This window comes from Dactylosporangium thailandense, assembly GCF_059739745.1.
Genome location: NZ_AP029195.1, coordinates 1,107,404 through 1,124,627, shown reverse-complemented (window position 1 = coordinate 1,124,627; position 17,224 = coordinate 1,107,404). Strand labels below are relative to the sequence as shown.

Here is a 17,224-nt window from a genome sequence, read left to right as displayed (position 1 = left end):
GGGCTCCCTCAGGGTTGGGTCAGGACAGCCGCCGGGGTCCGGCGGGCGGACAGGGCGTGCTGCAGCAGCAGCGCGAGCACGTCACGCACGTCGTGACGGCGGCGCGCGTCCACGTGCAGCAGCGGGACGTCGTCGCGGATCTGCAGCGACTCCCGCAGTTCGGCGTCGGTGTAGATCCGGCCGTGGTCAAAGGCGTTGACCGCCACCACGTACGGCAGGCGGCGCTGCTCGAAGCAGTCGACGACGGTGAAGCAGTCGCCGATCCGGGCCGGGTCGGCGAGCACCACGCCGCCCGACGCCCCCGGCACGAGCTCGTCGCGCAGGAGCAGGAACCGTTGCAGGCCAGGCGTGCCGAACACGTACACGACCAAGCCGGCGGTCAGGGTCAACCGGCCGAAGTCCATCGCGGCCGTGGTCGTCGCCTTCACCCACACCGCCGCCGGATCAACGGTCCCTGTCGCCGACGGAGTCAGCGGCACCTCGGTTGTCAGCGGAGTGGTGTCAGCGATCGCGGCGACGAACGTGGTCTTGCCGACCCCGAACCCCCCAAGCGACCACGACCTTCACCGCGGCGGCACGCCGGGCTGTCATGCCGTGGCCCGGCTGGTCCAGGCCCGTGCTCATGCACGCGCCGCCGCGTGCGCCGGGGCCGGTCCCAGCGTGTCTTTCACCGCGTTCGCGAGCGAGTCGATCTCGAAGCCGATCTGTCCGAGATCGCTGGAGGCTGCGGCGACGACGGCGAGAATCCAATACGCGTTCACGGTGGCGACCACGAGGTAGCCGCCTTCTGTCTCGATGAGGTTGCGGGTCACCGCGCCGCTGCGCATCACCCGGGCTGCGCCCTCGGCAAGCGACGACATCCCCGACGTGACCGCGGCCAGCCGCTCGGCGTCATCTCGGTCCAGACCTTCGCTGCGGGCTTGCAAGATCCCATCGGAGGACACCGCGATGGCACCGTCGATGCCTGGCGTCCGGCACAGCTGTTCCAGCAGGAAGTTCCACTCGTCGACTGGATTGCCTACGGTCATCGCGGTGCCTCCATCAGGTGAGCGGTCTGGGGTGTGCGGGGGCTCCCCGCGCGGTTGTGCTGCCACCCGGACAGTTGCAGCCGGGTCTGTCGCGGATCGCGGACGCCAGGAGCCGTCAGTCCGGCACGGTGCTGGCCGTCCTTCGGGTCTGCCTGGTAGCGCCGGCCGGACCGGCGTTGCGGCAGACCGGCGCCGGTTTCCTCGAAATCGGTGAGCTCGTCCGGCGGGCCGGTCGTGAACGGTGCAGGCTCCAAATTCCGGAGCTCTTCATAGATCAAGGACGGCGGCGGTTCGGCCACCATGGCGCGAGCGTCCGCATCTGCCGCGGGGATCGGCGCCCACGTCTGACCAGCCATCCCGGATGACACCGCAGGCAGCTCCTGGGTCGCCGCGTTCGCCGGCGACGGCGCGGCAACGGCCGGGCGCAGCGCGGGCGGCACCGCCGGCTGGGGTTCGACCAGGAACAGCTCCTGCGGGATCGTCACATCCACGCGGGTGCCCGGGCTGCCGCCGGACTGGAAGGTGACCGTGATGCCCAGCCGGCGGGCGATCGCGGCGGCGACGGGGATGCCCATGTGCCGGGTCATCGCCTCGTGAAGACCGGCCCGGTCGAAGCTGCTGCGCACCTGCCGCAGCTGCTCCTCGCTCATGCCGATCCCCCGGTCGGCGATGTGGATGTGGACGTGAGTGCCGACGCGTGCCGCTTCGAGCATCACCGGCTCATGCTTCGGCGAGAACTTGGTGGCGTTGTCCAGCAGCTCCGTCAGCAGATGCATGAGCTCCTCGGCGACCACACCCACGATCCGCACATCAGCGTCGGCGACGCGGGTCTCGACGCGGGTGTAGTGCTCCAGGCCCTGCGCCGACGCGCGCAGCACGTCCGCCAGCGCAACCGGCTGCTGCCGGCGGCCGGCGTGCTCACCCGTCAGCACCAGCAGACTGGTGATGAACCGCCGGAACCCGGTCGCCTCATGATCGATGTGGAACAGACCCTGCAGCACGTCCGGGTCGGTCTGCCTAGCCTGCAGCTTGTCCAGGGCGACGGTCAGTCCGTCGGAACGTCGTTTCAACCGGAACGCCAGCGCCGCCACGATCGCCGACACCGACGCCCGCGCCGCCGCCTGACCGGACGCCAGCCGGGCCGCCGCATCCGCGACCGCGTTGAACGCCGCCGCGACCTGCCCCACCTCGTCGGTGCCGTCCACCGCGATCGGCGATGCAGCCCGCGTGACGAGCGTGGCGACCGCCGCCGGGTCCGCATGATGCACATCGATCTGCGCGACCAGGTCCGGCAGCCGCACCGTCGCCACATCCGCCGCCGCGTCCCGAAGGCGGGTCAACGACCGGCTCAACGACACCGCGAACACCGCACCGACCAGCACGGTCAGCAGCAGACCCGCCAGGACCAGCCCCGCCACCACAGCCGCGGACCGGCGGGCAGCATCCCGCTGCGCGGTGACCTCGGCCAAGATCTGCCGGTCCGCGGACGCCTCGACCTCGTGCAGCAGATCCATCCGGGCACCGACCGCCGCCGACCAGCCGGGCACATCAGTCGTCAGCCGCAGCCGCTCACCCGGCGGCGTCCGGGACACGATGCCCTGCGTCCGTTCCGCCTGCAGCACCGCTGCACCGTTGAGCCGCGCGCTCAACGACGTGCGCCACTCCGCCGGCGCCAACAACTGGAAGTCCACCACGGCATCGGCGTATCCGCTCGAGGCGCTCACGATCTCCTGCTGCGCCGCCGGGGTCAGCTCCCCGGCACCAGCAGCCCGGACCACCGCGACCTGCAGCAGGCCCTGCGCCTCGATCGCCTGCGACAGTGCGGCCACCGCGCGCAGCGCATTGCCCGTCGCCGCCGGGACACCGATCTGGCTCAACGCCTGCCGGAAGGTCAGCAGATCCGCGATCAGCGCCCGGTACCGGAACAACACCACACTCGACACGGCCTTCGGATCGGCCTGGACCTGCTGGCGCAGCGCCGCCACGTCACCCAGCCCGTCAGCGACCCGGTCCAGGACCAACCGCACATCCGCCGACACCCGCACCGACCGGCTGCGCTGCTCAAACGCGGCCGCCGCGTTGTCCGTCGCCAACACACGGCGCCGGAACGCGGTCATGACGGGCTCGTCAGCAAGCCCCGACGCGAACACCAGCGCCGCGCCGGCCCGCTCGTGATGCAGCTGCGCCACCAGCACAGCCGCGTCCCCACCAAGGGACACGACCTGCCGAGCCTGCTCCGCACGCTGCCCCTGAGCGACACCGTCGTAACCGACCACACCAGCCAGCACCAGAATCGCCGCGACCGGTGTCAACAGAATCATCGCCAGCTTCGTACGGATCCGCCGACTCCGCAGCCAGCTACCGCGGCGTTGGACCTCGACGGCGGCCCGCACACCCGAGTCCGACGGGCGCGAACGTCCCGGCTTCGCTTGACGTGTCGTCATCGCGCCCCGCCCCTGCCGGTGGCGCCGGGACACGCGAGCCCTCGGCTTGCGGCTGCGCGGCGGTAAGCGCCGGACCCGGCCCCCGCTGGTTCACGCCTGCCGCTGGTAGCCCTCGCACGGTGTGCCATTCGCACACCCGTGCGGGCCAGCGGCCCCGCCCCCTCGCTGTTGTGTGCCTCGATGGCGGCTCCGGACCGCACGACCCGATCGGATGCCCGCTCGTCCAGTGGTGGCTGCCGCGATAGTGGACACGTCATGGTTGTCCCGCTTCTCGCCGGTTGCGCGCCGCAGCCAGTGGTCGACGAACGTCGAGATACCAGCGCCCGGCGCCCCTGCTGGCGCGCCACGATGTGAGACCCGGTCATGACCCGCCGCCCACACGCCACGTCGTCAACCTGACCCCGCCGCAACCCGCGCAGATCCGGTACCAACCGCCCGTCGGCCGGTGGGTCAAGCCACACCGCGACCGCCGAACGGTCATCCGCCAGATGGACCATGCCCCGCTCGACCGCGCAGCGCACCAACACCCGCAGGTCACCACGAAGCCGCAGGACGTCGACCGGGTCCGGTGCCAGCCACCCCACCATGCCAGCCCGGTCCACCACCCCGAGCACCGTGTCCGCAGCCGCCTCGGCCTCCGCCACCCCAGCCATCCACACCTGGTCCGCCATCACTGCCGAGCCCCGGACACCGAGCCGTCCCAGCGCTCCGCGTCGTCAGCCACTGCGGGCGCCGACCGGTCGGCCGTTACCAGAACATCGAGCACCGGCAGGCCACACGAGCGCGCGTCGTGGCGAGCCGTCCACCGCTGCACCCACGCCCCGCTGCTCGCCACCATCAGCCGTCGGGCAAACGGCCGGACCCAGCACGTACCCTGCCCGCCCGTCCGGCACGCAGCCTCCACGCAGCCGCTGCCGGTCACCGGATCAGCGCGATGCAGCTCAACCAGGAACGCGCCGTGCAACCACAACGCTGTATCCACGACATCGGCGGACGGACCTGCAAATGGTGCGTCGGACACGGCCGTGCGCATCAGAACAACCTCTTCCGGATCGACATGAACGTTCGTTGAGGCGGCGACGTGCCGGATGGCGGCGGCTGCAGCACCGTTCAACTGACGCCGCCGGCGACGGCGCCGAACGACGGGACCGCACGGCACACGCGCCACGGCGCCGGACCCGAGCGTGTGCAGCCCGCCTTGCCCGCCGATGTCGGCCGCCCGTCGGCCGGTTCCGGCCGGCGTGATGGTGGAGCCGCCCACCGCATGCCTCCTGTGCTGAGTCTGTGGTGACGTCCCGGCCGGGACGCCACAACGTGCTGGTACTGCTGTCTCAGGCCACTTGCCGGACCGCTCGCGTGCGGCCTGGCCCGTGACGACTGCGAGCTGATGCCCGGGCCGTCGGTGCGGTGCTCGGGCAGCGCCTGTTGCTCGCCGCAGCGCCCACCATGGGGCGCGCACGGTGGGCGATCCACCACAACGTCAGGCCCGAGCAGGCCACGAACCGGCGGCGCCCGTGCGCACTCGCCGACGTCTATTTGGTCGGCGTGGCCGCCGATACGCCAGAGGTCGGCGCGGTACAAGCGGCGGGGCGCGTGGTTGTGCCACGCGCGAGCGCCTGACGCGGTGCGCCTGGACGGTGGCCGACGCATCGGCGTCGTGGCAGGTCGCAAGGCTTGCGGCCGGCGCAGACGGCGACGACCGGCGCGGCGGTCTGCGATCCGGTCGAGCCGGGCGGCGACAGCACTGTCCGGGTGTTGCCCGGCACAAGTGCCGGCGACGGGGACGTCCAGCTCCTGGCGCTGCCTCGTCGGGACCGTCGGCACGTGACCGGCTGCAGTGGCCGTGGTTCGTACGGCATGCAATTGCCCGCCCGCGTCGAGCGCCGTGTCAGCTGCACGAGCAAACGCCTCGGTGGCCCGCCGATAGCCGTTCTCGACCAGATTGACCAACGACCGGGAGTACATGATCTGTGCCGCCAGCGCCGCCTGCGACAGCCCGCGGGTCAACCGCCACGTTCGCAGCGCCGCGGCGAACGTCGCCGCTCCCGGCTCGGGCAGCGCCGTGGACGACGCACCGGACGTGCTGACGCATCCCGTCGAGTCCACCGCATCCACCTCCTCACGGCCGTGAACCGCAGGGCCGGCCAGCGGCGGTCGGCCGGTGGCGTCGCGGAACATGGGCAACCGTATGCACGGCGGTGGATGGGCGCAGGCACGGTGAGGGAGGGACACTGCCAGTGCCCCTCGGCCGCCGACGGGCGGGTTACGGTGTCAGACCGGCTGCTTCGAGCAGGGGGTCGAGGTCGGCGCGGATCGACGGTGTGCAACGTGCGCCGAGCTGACGCAGGGTCTCGCGGGCGATCGGGTTGTAGCGCAGTTCGTCCCGCGAGTCGCGCAGCACGCGGCTCATCATGTGCACGGCGGCGACGGGGTTGTCGCGGCGGGTGTAGCAGCGGGCGGCTTCGATGTGGAAGGTGAGGCGGCGTTCGACCGAGGCCGCATTGCGGGCGTCGGTGCGCTCGATGAGGTCGAGGGCTTCGCGGGTACGACCGAGCTCGATCGCGGTGGAGATGCGGTGCAGGGCCACGTTCGTCGGACCAAACACCATCCTGTGATGGTTCGTCTCACCGGTGCGGGCAGCGATCGCCGCCGCGGTGTCCAGCAGATTCCAGGCGTCCTGCGCGTCGTCCTCGCGGGCGGCCTCGGTCGCCCCGAGCAGATGCAGACCGCCGAAGACGGCGAGCCGCGCCGGGGTGGGAGTGTCGCCGAGCTGGGCGTCGAGGTCGGTAATCGCGTGCCGTACGACGCTGCGTGCTTGCTCGGTCTTGCCCTGCGCGGACAGGATCATGGCGAGGTTCCACGCCGCCGCGCCGGCCAGATCGGGGTCGCCTACGTCGAGCGCGCAGGTGACGGCCCGGTCGGCGACGACCCAGGACAAGTCGTACTCGCCGACCCGTTTGGTCCACGTGCGGGCCAGCTGGTAGACGGTGCCGGCCAGCGCGAGCGCCTCCTGCCGCCGCTCCCCAGCCGACATCTTGACCTGTGCCTGAGCGAGACCGATCACCTCGGTGAGGTACTGCCCGACCGCGTCGTAGCGGAAGCTCGACGGCTCCTGCCAGGTACCCCATGCCCGGCCGACGAGGTGGCGCAACCGCTCCAGACCCACCGGTTCGGTACCGTGGCCGCGTCCGAGGACGGCGGTGCGGACCGTGTCGGCCGCTGGATGCCCGCGCCGGCCGTCCGGCAGCATCGACATCGGCACTCCGGTCAAATCCCGCAGGTCCGCGACCCGCAGGATCTGCGCGAACAACACCAGCTGCGCGAAGCGGGTCACGGTCCGGGCGCCGGACTCGATCTTCTTCATCATCGACAGCGAGATGCCAGCCAGCCCGGCGAGTTCCTCCTGGGTGAGGCCACGGCGCATGCGGTGATGGGCGATGCGGTGCCCGATCGCCCACTCGTCGATCCCCATACCGCCACCCCACCGCACGTCGTCCGGACCGGCTGTGCCTCTGCAAGGTCAGCGCGGTCTGGCAGACTTGAAGGATGATCGCTTCTCGGTCCGGCCGTCGGCTGATCCTCTGGGATATCGACCATACGCTCATCGAGACCCGTGGAGTGGGCGGCGAGCTGTACGCGAATGCGTTCCACACCGCCACCGGTACGCCAATGGTGCACAAGGCCGACGTAACCGGGCAAACGGAGCCGTCGATCCTCACCGCGTCCCTGCGCCTGCATGGCATCTCCGAAGACGAACCCCACCTGTCTCGGTACATGGCAGAGCTGCCGGCCGAATACGACCGGCACCGGACCGAGCTGGCCGGGCGCGGCCGGGTCCTGCCCGGCGCACAGCAGACCCTCGCCGCACTCGCCGACCGGCCGGAGCTGGTGCAGTCGGTGCTGACCGGAAACCTTCGCGAGGTCGCCCGGATCAAGCTCGAGGTGTTCGGCCTGGACCGCTACGTCGACCTCGATGCCGGCGCCTACGGCGACGACGACACCGACCGGCCCAAACTCGTCGCCATCGCCCAGCGCCGGGCGACGGCCAAGTACGGCACGGTCTTCGACCGCGACAACACGGTCGTGATCGGCGACAGCAGCCACGACATCAACACCGGCCTGCACGGTGGCGCTCACGCCGTCGGGGTCGCCGCAGGCGGCGAGTCCGTCGAGCAGCTGCTCGCCGCCGGTGCCGTCGCCGCGTGGCCGGACCTTACCGACACCGCCGCGATCGAGGCATTCCTGCTGTCCTCACCGGTATGACGCAGCAGCACCACTTGACGAACGCCAGCCACATGCCAGACCCGGCCGAAGCACCTGACGGCACCGCCTGGACTGCAGCATCTGGCGTATCGAGTCGCTGACCGGGAAGCCGTCGACGCCGCGTACCGGGCGGTGGTCGATGCGGGAGCAACGATCGTGCACCCGCCGCGTGACTTCCCGGAGTACGCCGGGTACTACGCCACGTTCGTCGAGGATCCGAACGGGTCACGGCTCGAAGTCGCGTACATCCCGCAATCCTGATCTGGTGGTGCCCGGCCGATACCGCCCTCCCACCTGCGCCGATGACGCCGGTACACCGACGGTCGCTGACTCGCGGGCCGCCCGCTGCACGCTTCCATGCGGCGGGCGGCCCGCACCGTGTACCGGCCGGGTGGTGCGCAACGACGTGGCGATTCGGCATGCACCGCGGATTCCGCCGCATCAGGACTTGCGGGTTCTGCTCCCAGCTTCGGCCGCATTGCACGATGACCGACAGTGTCTGCCAACTGCTGCCAGGCGCATGCCGAGCCAGGACGGCCCAACATCATCAACGCGTCGCCGGCCAGCCTCCCGAAAGCCCGCGCGATGGTTACGAGCCGTGCGACGTGGTCGCCGTGCAGCGACCGTTGCAGCAGCGCGCCGGCTCCGGCCATCCCCAACGCGGCCTCAGTTGCGATGTCGGCCCATGGCGTCTCGCCGTCGGATCGAGCAGCTAGGGTCGTCCAACGGCGTTCAAGATCGACAACCTCGGCCTCGGCGTCGTGCGGCTCGATCTCGTCCTGGAGCACGTGCTGCAGCACGTCCAAGGCCGTCCACCAGGCCGCCGAGGGCTCACTTGCCGTCGTAGCACCATGGACGGTGCACAGGGCGTCGGCGGCAGACATGATCTTGCTGCGGCGGCGTGGTACGCGGGGGGCTGTAGCACGCCGCTGCGCTTCCCGCTCGCGGGCCTGTTCGACGTATGCGAACTCTCGTTGAAGTTCACCGCCGGCGTGCAGCGCGGTCTCAGCCCGGGTAACGAAGGTGGCAGTCGGTGGGCGCAGGCCGCGCTCGACGAGCGCAACGTATTCGCGGCTGTAGAAGATCTCCCGACCGAGCGTGTGCTGGCTGTGGCCGCGGCGCTGCCGCAGGGCACGCAGTCGCACGCCGAAGGCCATCGCAGCCGATGCCCGTGGACTTGCCTGCATGTTCGCGGCCAGGTCTTGGATCATCGCTGCTGGCCCGGTTGCGGTTGGGAAGCGCGGGTCCGGTCGGCCAGCACGGTGTCGGCGAGTTCGGTCAGGTTGTGCACGACGTACTCGGCTGTTGATCGGACAGCCGGCTCGTGGTGCCAGAGGTGGCCCCAGGGTCCTCGGCGGACCAGCGCGGCTCGGATGCCGGCGTGGTGGCCGGCGAGGATGTCATGGTCCCGGTGGTCGCCGACGTAGAGCAGCTCGCCGGGGCAGCTCGGCGGCATCGCCGCGACCCGGTCGAAGAAGCGGCGATCCGGTTTGCCGACGCCCCATTCGGCCGAGGTCGCGATAGCGTCGGCGGGCAGGTGCAGGTCGCGGAGCATCTGCCCGACCCGCGCCGTCTGGTTACCGGCGATGCCGACCCATACATCACCGGCACGCAGCGCCGACAGCGCGCTCCGGACGTCGGGGTAGAGGTCGGAGTCGTCGATGATCTGTCCACGGCCTGCAGCCTCGCGGGCGGCGCGTTCTGCTTCCACGTCGAAGTCGTCGCGGAAGTAGGTGAACGCTTCCCGGTTGTCGCGGCCGGCTGCCACCACAGCCCCGACTATCGCCGAGAGCGTGTGCCGCGGGACGCCGAGCCAGTCCGCCCAGGCTGCCCATTCCCTGGTGTCGTCGAGCAGGGTCTCGCCGATGTCGAACACTACCGCTGTGATCATGGCACTGCGGTTTCGACTGGTGCAGGGTCAGGGAATCCGGCCGGCATGGCGAAGCCGTCGCGCGGGTCGCCCAGCACCCGGTACATGACCCGCTCGCCGGCGAACGCGGCGCGACCGTGCAGCCATCGTGTGTTGGACAGCAGGTACGCCGTGCCGGGTTGCAGCTGCACCGTGACCACGAGGTCAGCCAGGACGCGACGGAGGTCCGGCACACGCCGAGCCAACAGCGGCGAGTATTGCACCAGACCGTCCAGACGAAGTCGGACGCTCATCCGCGTGCCGTCCATCGTCAGGACCGCGCCCAGGTGGCCCGCCGCGCCGCCGAATAGTGCACTGCGAGGGGTCTTGAGTAGCTGGAGAAGTTCGGGGTCGCGGTGGGCGAGCTCGCGTACCAGGACTGCGGCGTCGACGAGGTGGCAGGCTCCGCCGGTCGCTGCTGCCTGCTGGCAGTACAGCACCATCAGCGCTGGCGGGCGCGGCAAGGCCGATGACTCCGTATGCAGGTCCAGCTCGTGCCGGCCGAACCCAGCACACCCGGGCTGCCGGGCGAGAACACGACGATCGTGGATCACGGTGATGCCGTCGGGGTCACTGTCGCGGTGCCGGTGCATCGTCAGCGCCGTGTGGGCGAACCGCAGCAGGCCGCTGCGATCGGCGATGCCCTCGATGGTGGCGATGCCATCGACGGACGCCGTCGCCATGAGCTGGCGGATGTCGTCCAGATCGTCCAGGTCAATGTGGCAGTGCGAAATCATGGTCCACCTCGTGTGCGGCAGAACTCCACCCTGCTCGGCGGGCTGCGCAGCCAGCAAGTGACTGGTTGTCAACCTCGAACGCGCGTGCTGCCCGCGTCGTGCGTGCTACGGTCCGGGGCACCCGGTCTGTGTCGGAGGACGAGATGTTTCGACCGCACGCGTTCCCTGTGTCGATCAAGGGTGTCTGTGTCCGCGACGGCCTCGTGCTGCTACTGCGCAATGAACGCGACGAATGGGAACTGCCCGGCGGCAAACTGGAGCTGGGCGAGGATCCGATCGCGTGTGTGGCACGGGAGATCGCCGAAGAAACCGGCTGGACCGTCACGGTCGGTCCGATCCTCGACGCGTGGCAGTACCACATCCGTGACGGTGTCGATGTATTGATCGTAACGTACGGATGCACCGTCGACACCGACTCTCCGGCACAGGTCAGCAGCGAGCACAAGGAAGCGGGGCTGTTCCGGCTGGCGGACGTTGACGGCCTGCCCATGCCGACGGGCTACCGGCGCTCGATCCACGACTGGTACGAGCGGCTCGCGACCCCAGCGCACGACTAGGACAACGGCATGCGCTGCACCGTGTGTGGGGCCGACGTGGCGGAGACTGCACCGGGGCGGCCATGTCCGGCGTGCCGGGCCGCAGCCGGCAGCTCGCTCGATTTGCGACCGGTCCCGGCGTCGGCGCTGTGGCTCTGGACCAGCGACAACGCACAGGCCGCGCTGTCCACCGGCAACCTCGGGATCATCATGCGCGCTTGGCGGCGGGCCACCGGCACCAGCCAGCACTCCCTCGCTGAGCAGCTCGGCTACGACACCTCCTACATCTCCCTCATCGAGACCGGCCGACGCGATGTCACCGACGTCGACAGTCGGCTGCGCATCGCGCGCCACCTGGGCGTCCCACCACACCACGTCGGGGTAGCGGATACCGGCAGCGCCGACTTCATGGCCATGATCCAGTTCGCGCACGCCACCGTCCGGCTCGCCGTGCTCGCCCGGCAAGCCGGCCAGGCCCCCGCCGCCGTCAACGAGCTCTGGCCGCTCGTGGCCCGCCTGGAGGCCCGCGCCGCCGAAGGGATGATCGATCGGCAGACGCTGCACATCCTGGCACGGGCCCGTGCCGAGCTTGGCGTCTCCCTCGGCTATGTGCTCACCGAGCAGCGCCTCGGCTTCGCCGTCCGCTGGACGGGACGGGCGTTGCGCATCGCGGCGCACCTCGACGACACCGACCTGCACGCCTACTGCCTGCGCACGCACGGCAACGAGCTGCGCAAGGCCGGCCGGCACGCCGCTGCCACCGTACGCATCGCCCAGGCCGTCGCCCTCGACGCGCCTCGGCAACGCAGCGCTGCCCTGCTGCAGCTGGCGCGGATCGCCCGGGATCCCACGACGTTCGACGCGACCTTCGACTTGCTGCAACGCGCCCGCGACACCGAACCGGTCAACGACCCGATAGTCTCCGACGCTGCTCTGCTGGAGGTCCAGCTCAGGGGCCTACAGGCCACGGGCCGAGCAGCCACCGCAGCAGGCATCGTGGACACGACCGGCTGGTCGCCCGCCGGGACAGCACCGCAGTGGGTCGTCATCGGCGACATCACTGTCGCAGACGTCCTGTTCGCCGCCGGCAGCGAGCAGGACGCGACTGCGCTCATGGAGCGAGCAGTCGATACAGCTGTCCGCCTGCGGTTGCCACACCAGATCCAGCGCGCACACCGCGTCGCACTCCGCCAGAGCCCTGACTTGGCCGCATACGCGCTCGAGGCACTCAACCGGCTCGCCGGCGACCAGGTCCATCTCCCTTGACGCGCGCCTAAGTACCGCCGGTCGGCGTCGCCGGCGCTGGTACAAGGTCCCGCTACCGGTGGTGTACCCATCCACATCGGCCATTTCTCGCGCCGTCGAACCTACCGTCGGTATGAGCAGCAACCGCAGCGGATCGGAAGGAGGAGGCGGAATGTATGAGGCGATCGTGAGTCCGCAGGAGGACCTCTTCATGGCAGTCCGGCCGGGACACAGCAGGGGTATGAGTCTCCCCGCCGCCTACTACGCCGAGCTGCAGGACCGAAACGACGCCGGACGGCCTGTGCCCGAATGGTTCATCGACGGGGCACGCCGCCAGTGGAACATCGACCTCACGGGGCAACGCGTCGACGACGCGCTCGCCGTGCGCGCCCCATCAACCGCCGCCGTGTCGTACAGCCGAGCGACGTACGAGATCAACAAGGGCTGCAACTTCTCCTGCGAACACTGCTACCTGGAACTCCGTCCGTTCGAAGGGCTGCCACTGCCGGACAAACTGCGCCTGATCGACATGCTGGTGCAGATGGGCGTGTTCTGGTTCCAGATCACCGGCGGGGAGCCGCTTATCGACCCCGACTTCCCGGCCGTCTACGAACGAGCACACCAGGCCGGGATGATGATCGAAATCCTCACCAACGGCTCCCGTCTCGCCCGGCCACACCTGATGAACCTGTTCCGGAACCGGCCACCTCACAAGATCGTCGTCTCGCTATACGGCGCGACTCCAGCAACAGCCGACCGGCTGACCCGCACCAGGGGCGCGTTCACGAACATGCACGCTGGCGTCCAGACCGCCCGGGCCGCCGAGCTCCCCGTGGAACTGACCATCATCATCACCCGGCACAACGTCGACGAGGTCGACGCCATGCGGGCCCTCGCCGACTCCCTGGGCGTCCCGACCAAGGAATACGGGCTGATGTCGCCGACCTACACCGGCACCGCAGGACCGCTCGAAGCCCAGGCACCGGACTTCCTCGGCTCGAACTTCCTCGAGTCCGCGGCTCCCGGCCAACTCGGCGGCCCGGCCGAGTTCGACAGCTGCCCCGCAGGCCATACCTTCTTCCACGTCGACCCCCACGGCCTGGCCACGATGTGCAAGATCGGCCGCGACAACCCGGTGCACCTCATGGCCGAAGGCCCTGACGGCCTCCTGCGCCTGCCCGCCATCGCAGACGCGCAAATGCTTCGCACCGGTGGATGCACAGGCTGCACCCTGACCAGCACCTGCCGGGTCTGCCGGCCGCTGGCCCGCATCTACCAGGAGGCGAAGGCACCACTGCACAGCTACTGCCAGCACGGAGAAAGGACCCGCGCATGACCGCCGTACCCGTCACCCTCACCCGCCGGCCGCGCAGCACCGGCCGGCCCATCGCCAGCCGCACCCCGGCCCCGACCACCCTGGTCTTCGTCGACGACGTCGAGGCGATGGCCTCGGCCAACAGCGGCAAGTGCAACGACAGCAACCCGTACAACTGACACCACACCCAGCCCAGCGCCCTGCACGGCCACCCGCGAGTCGGCCGCCCAGGGCGCTGCGGCGCGAAAGGCAAACGACACCATGCCGACCACCCGAATCGACTTCCACGACCTGCCACCGCGGACCCGCGCCGCGATCGCGGCGACGACCGGACCGATCGAGTCGGCGACCTCCGCCGCCACCGGACTCAACAGCTCCGTCGCGGCCCGCCTGCACACCGCCACCGGCGACTACTTCTGCAAAGCACTCCCCGCCGACCACCGCTGGGTATGGACCCAGCGGCGCGAAGCCGACATCGCCCCGCACCTGCACGGCGTGGCACCCGCGTTGGTCGCCAGACTCGACGTCGACGGCTGGGACATCCTGCTGTTCGAAGCCCTCGACGGCCACACCGCCGACTACAGCCCAGACTCACCCGACCTGCCGGCCGTCGTGACACTGCTCGACGCCATCGCCCAGACCCCGTGTCCGCCGATCGAGCTCCGCGACGCCGGCGACCGGCTCCGCAACTACGCCCGCACCCCCGCCGATCTGCGCCACATCACCGGCTCAGCGCTGCTGCACACCGACCTCAACAACGCCAACATCATCATCGACGCCGGCCGGGCCCGCATCGTCGACTGGGGCTGGGCATCCCGCGGCGCGCCCTGGCTCGACGCCGCCTACTGGGTCATATGGCTCGTCTCGGCCGGACACGATCCGGCCACCGCTGAACGATGGGCCGCCAAGACCACGACATGGAGCACAGCCTCGAGGGCCGCGCTCCAGGCGTTCAGCGAGACACAAGCAGCACTCTGGACCGAGATCCACGACCGCAATCCAGCCGACGCATGGACCGCCCGCCTTGCCGCCGCATCGCAACGATGGACGACCTACCGCAGCCGAACGCCTCCACGTTCCGCCCCGTAACCCGGTCTCGCCGCGTCGACGACGTCGCCCACTCCGGTACAGCCGACGGACTGTGGGGTCGTACCCCCGGAACGTCCAGCCGTCGGCAGCTTCGCCCGATACGGTCGGTCGCGGTCGCAAACCCAACCAGGCCCCTGTGCCTGGTACGGCCGCCAGCATCACCGCAAACGCTCAGCCGTAGGCCCAGCCAGACGGAGCCGGTGCCCACGATCGGAAGGGAAACCCTTTGGTAGCCGACGTCGCCCCAACCGCACAACCTGCGACCGACCTGCGTCGCCACCTCACCGACGAGCTGACCGCGGAAGGCGCGATCACCACGGAGGCGGTCACCCGCGCGGTGCTGTCGGTGCCGCGGGAGCTGTTCGCACCACCCGGGACGGACATGGCCGCGGTGTACGCAGCGCACGGCGTGCTCGTCACGAAGCGTGGAGCCGACGGCCAGGCGATGAGCTCGGTGACCGCGCCCTGGCTGCAAACCCGAATGATCGAGCAGGCCCGCATCGGCCCCGGCAGCCGAGTCCTGGAGATCGGCTCCGGCGGCTACAACGCCGCGCTCATCGCCGAGATCGTCGGCCCCGACGGCTGCGTCACCTCGATCGACATCGACGCCGACGTCATCGACCGAGCCCGCGCCGGCCTGGCCGCCACCGGCCACCCAGTTACCGTCGCCGTCACCGACGGCGCGAACGGCTACCCGACGCACGCGCCGTACGACGCGATCATCGTCACGGTCGAGGCGGCGGACATCCCACCGGCGTGGATCGACCAGCTCGCGCCAGGCGGCGTACTGGTCGTGCCGCTGCGGATGCGGGGCAACACCCGCAGCATCGCCTTCACCCGCCGCGGTGACCACCTCGCCGCCACGTCCATGATCCTGTGCGGGTTCGTCCCGATGCAGGGCGACGACGCTCAGCCCGAACAGCACCTCCCGCTCGGCGACGACACGATCGTGCTCCGCCTCGACGACCCCACCACCCGGGTCGACCCCGCCGCGCTCACCGCCGCCCTGACCGGCCCCCGGCTCGAGGCATGGGCGCCGGTCACCATGCCCCCACGCACGTCGTTCGAGACGCTGCTGCTGTGGCTGGCCAGCCAACCAGTCCCCTACGGCCGCCTGATCCTCGACCGCGACCGCACCGCAGACCGGATCGCCGCGTTCGCCGCCATCATCCCCGCGTTCCTCACCGCGGACAGCCTGGCCTACCTGGCCCTGCGCCGGCTTGACGAGCACACCTGGCAGTTCGGCGGGCACGGCTTCGGACCCGACGCCGACCGCGTCACCGAGCAACTGCTCGACGCCATCGCGGTATGGAACCGCGCCCACCGGCACGGTCCCGACCCGCAGATCACCGTGCACCCGGCCGGCACCACCCAACCTGCGACCGCGCCCGGCCAGTTCGTCTTACCACGCCGGCACACCACGATCGCACTCACCTGGCCGGGCACCGGAGCGGCGGCATGACCCAGCCCGTGCTGGTCGTGATTCGCGGGAACTCCAGCAGTGGCAAGACCAGCGTCGCGCGGGAGATTCGCGGCCGGTACGGGCGCGGCTGCGCGTTGATCGAGCAGGACGAGCACCGCCGGATCGTGCTCCGCGAACACGAGACGACCGGCCTCGAGCCAGCGGCGCCACGGTTCATCGCCGACACCGTCCGCAGCGCGCTGCGCGCCGGCTACCACGTCGTGCTCGAAGGCATCCTCTACGCCGAGTTTTATGCGCCGGTGCTGCGGCAGCTGATCGCCGAGCACCGAGGGCCGAGCCACGTCTTCTACTTCGACATCCCGTTGACCGAGACGCTGCGCCGGCACCAGGCCCGCGCCGCATCCGTGAAGTTCACTGCCGAGGAAATGACCGGCTGGTACCGCGAACGCGACCTGCTCGGCGTCGACGGCGAACACGTCATCGGCGCCGACGCGACGCTCGAGGACACCGTGGCCACGATCCTGCACCACAGCGGCCTCGCCCACGCCGCACCTCAAGCACCGTGCCCGACGACATGCCCCCGCTGCGCCGAGAAGGCCTCGATGCTGGCGCCGCGCCCGCCCGCCACCGGCAAGCTGGCCGATCAACTGCCGCCAGGCGCAGGCGCGGCGGCGCCGCTCGTCGTGGCCGCGCTGGCGATCGTGCCGACCGAGCACGGCCAGGTGTTGTTCGTCCGCCAGCAGCGGGGCCCGTATGCCGGAGAGCTGCTGCTGCCGGGCGGGACGATCAAGGCCGGAGAGGCGTTCGAGGATGCCGCCCGGCGGGAAACGTTGGAAGAGGCCAATGTCGAGGCCGGTGCGCTGACGCCGGTCGGTGTCTACGACATCACCGCGACGACCCCGGCCGGTGGCTACCGGTTCGTGATGTTCGTGTTCCGCGCCGGTTCGGACTCCGTGCGCGTTCGCGACGGCGGGCACCATGTCGACGCGGTCGTGGTCGCCGACCCGGCCGACGTGCGGCCGTATCCGACGGTGCGACGCATCCTCACCGATGCCGGCGTGGCCGGCTACGACCAGGCCGCCATCGACCGGGACCTGCATCAGGACGGGATCACCATGCGGTCGTACCCGATCGGGGCGGCACAGTGCTGATCATCACGCTGCGCGTTGACTAGGTCGGTGGCGGCTGCACCGCCCGCCCCCTCGGCCACGGCGCCGAGCCCGAACCGTGCCGCG

General features: G+C 70.4%; 18 protein-coding genes and 1 pseudogene. 10 read left to right on the top strand and 9 right to left on the bottom strand.

What is annotated here, in order from left to right; translation table 11 throughout:
• Nucleotides 1–8: 8 nt before the first annotated feature.
• The 5 genes and pseudogenes from AC6JBM_RS04835 to AC6JBM_RS04815 form a co-directional block, all read right to left on the bottom strand.
• Nucleotides 9–491 carry a GTP-binding protein gene (locus AC6JBM_RS04835; RefSeq protein WP_497986412.1) on the bottom strand — a complete coding sequence of 161 codons (483 nt, stop codon included), beginning with the start codon at nt 489–491 and terminating at the stop codon, nt 9–11.
• Nucleotides 492–620: 129 nt separating this feature from the next.
• Nucleotides 621–1,028 (bottom strand): roadblock/LC7 domain-containing protein, encoded by a 408-nt coding sequence (locus tag AC6JBM_RS04830; protein ID WP_497982415.1) that lies wholly within the window; start codon nt 1,026–1,028, stop codon nt 621–623.
• Nucleotides 1,025–3,349, bottom strand: coding sequence for a sensor histidine kinase (locus AC6JBM_RS04825; protein ID WP_497982414.1), 2,325 nt, complete (start codon nt 3,347–3,349; stop codon nt 1,025–1,027). The genes AC6JBM_RS04830 and AC6JBM_RS04825 overlap by 4 nt, the downstream gene beginning before the upstream one ends.
• Before the next feature lie 793 nt (nt 3,350–4,142).
• A complete protein-coding gene (locus AC6JBM_RS04820) occupies nt 4,143–4,733 on the bottom strand; it encodes a hypothetical protein (protein ID WP_497986773.1) in 591 nt (196 codons plus the stop codon).
• Between the two features lie 656 nt (nt 4,734–5,389).
• Nucleotides 5,390–5,479 (bottom strand): annotated as a pseudogene (locus AC6JBM_RS04815) (helix-turn-helix domain-containing protein); the annotation flags it as partial.
• Here AC6JBM_RS04815 and AC6JBM_RS04810 point away from each other — a divergent pair.
• Complete coding sequence (locus tag AC6JBM_RS04810) at nt 5,436–5,603, top strand: hypothetical protein (RefSeq protein ID WP_497986772.1); 168 nt, start codon at nt 5,436–5,438, stop codon at nt 5,601–5,603. The pseudogene AC6JBM_RS04815 and the gene AC6JBM_RS04810 sit on opposite strands and share 44 nt — an antisense overlap.
• 132 nt (nt 5,604–5,735) lie before the next feature.
• Here AC6JBM_RS04810 and AC6JBM_RS04805 read toward each other — a convergent pair whose 3' ends face one another.
• Nucleotides 5,736–6,944, bottom strand: a complete 1,209-nt coding sequence (locus tag AC6JBM_RS04805) for a helix-turn-helix domain-containing protein (RefSeq protein ID WP_497982413.1) — start codon at nt 6,942–6,944, stop codon at nt 5,736–5,738.
• Between the two features lie 74 nt (nt 6,945–7,018).
• On the opposite strand from AC6JBM_RS04805, the gene AC6JBM_RS04800 reads away from it, so the two are divergent.
• Together AC6JBM_RS04800 and AC6JBM_RS04795 are read left to right on the top strand one after the other, a co-directional pair.
• A complete protein-coding gene (locus AC6JBM_RS04800) occupies nt 7,019–7,735 on the top strand; it encodes an HAD family hydrolase (protein WP_497982412.1) in 717 nt (238 codons plus the stop codon).
• Between the two features lie 54 nt (nt 7,736–7,789).
• Nucleotides 7,790–7,996 (top strand): VOC family protein, encoded by a 207-nt coding sequence (locus AC6JBM_RS04795; RefSeq protein ID WP_497986411.1) that lies wholly within the window; start codon nt 7,790–7,792, stop codon nt 7,994–7,996.
• Here the strand turns inward: AC6JBM_RS04795 and AC6JBM_RS04790 are convergent.
• Genes AC6JBM_RS04790 through AC6JBM_RS04780 form a run of 3 tightly spaced genes read right to left on the bottom strand, consistent with a single transcriptional unit; the run spans nt 7,930 to nt 10,381 of the window.
• Complete coding sequence (locus tag AC6JBM_RS04790; RefSeq protein ID WP_497982411.1) at nt 7,930–8,946, bottom strand: helix-turn-helix domain-containing protein; 1,017 nt, start codon at nt 8,944–8,946, stop codon at nt 7,930–7,932. The two genes, AC6JBM_RS04795 and AC6JBM_RS04790, sit on opposite strands and share 67 nt — an antisense overlap.
• Complete coding sequence (locus AC6JBM_RS04785) at nt 8,943–9,611, bottom strand: HAD family hydrolase (RefSeq protein WP_497982410.1); 669 nt, start codon at nt 9,609–9,611, stop codon at nt 8,943–8,945. The genes AC6JBM_RS04790 and AC6JBM_RS04785 overlap by 4 nt, the downstream gene beginning before the upstream one ends.
• A gap of 11 nt (nt 9,612–9,622) precedes the next feature.
• Nucleotides 9,623–10,381: a TauD/TfdA family dioxygenase gene (locus AC6JBM_RS04780; RefSeq protein WP_497982409.1), complete on the bottom strand. Its 759-nt coding sequence runs from the start codon at nt 10,379–10,381 to the stop codon at nt 9,623–9,625.
• Nucleotides 10,382–10,524: 143 nt separating this feature from the next.
• Here AC6JBM_RS04780 and AC6JBM_RS04775 point away from each other — a divergent pair, with 143 nt between their 5' ends.
• From AC6JBM_RS04775 to AC6JBM_RS04745, 7 genes are all read left to right on the top strand, one after another.
• Nucleotides 10,525–10,938, top strand: a complete 414-nt coding sequence (locus AC6JBM_RS04775; RefSeq protein ID WP_497986410.1) for an NUDIX hydrolase — start codon at nt 10,525–10,527, stop codon at nt 10,936–10,938.
• Between the two features lie 9 nt (nt 10,939–10,947).
• Nucleotides 10,948–12,183, top strand: a complete 1,236-nt coding sequence (locus AC6JBM_RS04770; RefSeq protein WP_497982408.1) for a helix-turn-helix domain-containing protein — start codon at nt 10,948–10,950, stop codon at nt 12,181–12,183.
• Nucleotides 12,184–12,334: 151 nt separating this feature from the next.
• The gene (locus AC6JBM_RS04765; RefSeq protein ID WP_497982407.1) at nt 12,335–13,498 is read left to right on the top strand and encodes a radical SAM protein; all 1,164 of its coding nucleotides are present in this window, start codon (nt 12,335–12,337) and stop codon (nt 13,496–13,498) included.
• Nucleotides 13,495–13,656, top strand: a complete 162-nt coding sequence (locus tag AC6JBM_RS04760) for a hypothetical protein (RefSeq protein WP_497982406.1) — start codon at nt 13,495–13,497, stop codon at nt 13,654–13,656. Before AC6JBM_RS04765 ends, AC6JBM_RS04760 begins: the two co-directional genes overlap by 4 nt.
• Nucleotides 13,657–13,738: 82 nt before the next feature.
• Nucleotides 13,739–14,566, top strand: a complete 828-nt coding sequence (locus AC6JBM_RS04755) for a protein kinase family protein (RefSeq protein WP_497982405.1) — start codon at nt 13,739–13,741, stop codon at nt 14,564–14,566.
• Between the two features lie 226 nt (nt 14,567–14,792).
• On the top strand, nt 14,793–16,028 hold the full coding sequence (gene fxlM, locus AC6JBM_RS04750) for a methyltransferase, FxLD system (RefSeq protein WP_497982404.1): 1,236 nt from the start codon (nt 14,793–14,795) through the stop codon (nt 16,026–16,028).
• Nucleotides 16,025–17,140 (top strand): NUDIX domain-containing protein, encoded by a 1,116-nt coding sequence (locus tag AC6JBM_RS04745; RefSeq protein WP_497982403.1) that lies wholly within the window; start codon nt 16,025–16,027, stop codon nt 17,138–17,140. The genes fxlM and AC6JBM_RS04745 overlap by 4 nt, the downstream gene beginning before the upstream one ends.
• Nucleotides 17,141–17,224 lie beyond the last annotated feature (84 nt).

Excerpts from the sequence above, each read along its gene's own strand:
- AC6JBM_RS04825 (WP_497982414.1), bottom strand. The coding sequence starts at position 3,349 with ATGATTCTGTTGACACCGGTCGCGGCGATTCTGGTGCTGGCTGGTGTG.
- AC6JBM_RS04805 (WP_497982413.1), bottom strand. The coding sequence starts at position 6,944 with ATGGGGATCGACGAGTGGGCGATCGGGCACCGCATCGCCCATCACCGC.
- AC6JBM_RS04745 (WP_497982403.1), top strand. The coding sequence starts at position 16,025 with ATGACCCAGCCCGTGCTGGTCGTGATTCGCGGGAACTCCAGCAGTGGC.
- AC6JBM_RS04830 (WP_497982415.1), bottom strand. The coding sequence starts at position 1,028 with ATGACCGTAGGCAATCCAGTCGACGAGTGGAACTTCCTGCTGGAACAG.
- AC6JBM_RS04755 (WP_497982405.1), top strand. The coding sequence starts at position 13,739 with ATGCCGACCACCCGAATCGACTTCCACGACCTGCCACCGCGGACCCGC.
- AC6JBM_RS04800 (WP_497982412.1), top strand. The coding sequence starts at position 7,019 with ATGATCGCTTCTCGGTCCGGCCGTCGGCTGATCCTCTGGGATATCGAC.
- AC6JBM_RS04810 (WP_497986772.1), top strand. The coding sequence starts at position 5,436 with ATGATCTGTGCCGCCAGCGCCGCCTGCGACAGCCCGCGGGTCAACCGC.
- AC6JBM_RS04760 (WP_497982406.1), top strand. The coding sequence starts at position 13,495 with ATGACCGCCGTACCCGTCACCCTCACCCGCCGGCCGCGCAGCACCGGC.
- AC6JBM_RS04775 (WP_497986410.1), top strand. The coding sequence starts at position 10,525 with ATGTTTCGACCGCACGCGTTCCCTGTGTCGATCAAGGGTGTCTGTGTC.
- AC6JBM_RS04790 (WP_497982411.1), bottom strand. The coding sequence starts at position 8,946 with ATGATCCAAGACCTGGCCGCGAACATGCAGGCAAGTCCACGGGCATCG.
- AC6JBM_RS04780 (WP_497982409.1), bottom strand. The coding sequence starts at position 10,381 with ATGATTTCGCACTGCCACATTGACCTGGACGATCTGGACGACATCCGC.
- AC6JBM_RS04770 (WP_497982408.1), top strand. The coding sequence starts at position 10,948 with ATGCGCTGCACCGTGTGTGGGGCCGACGTGGCGGAGACTGCACCGGGG.
- AC6JBM_RS04765 (WP_497982407.1), top strand. The coding sequence starts at position 12,335 with ATGTATGAGGCGATCGTGAGTCCGCAGGAGGACCTCTTCATGGCAGTC.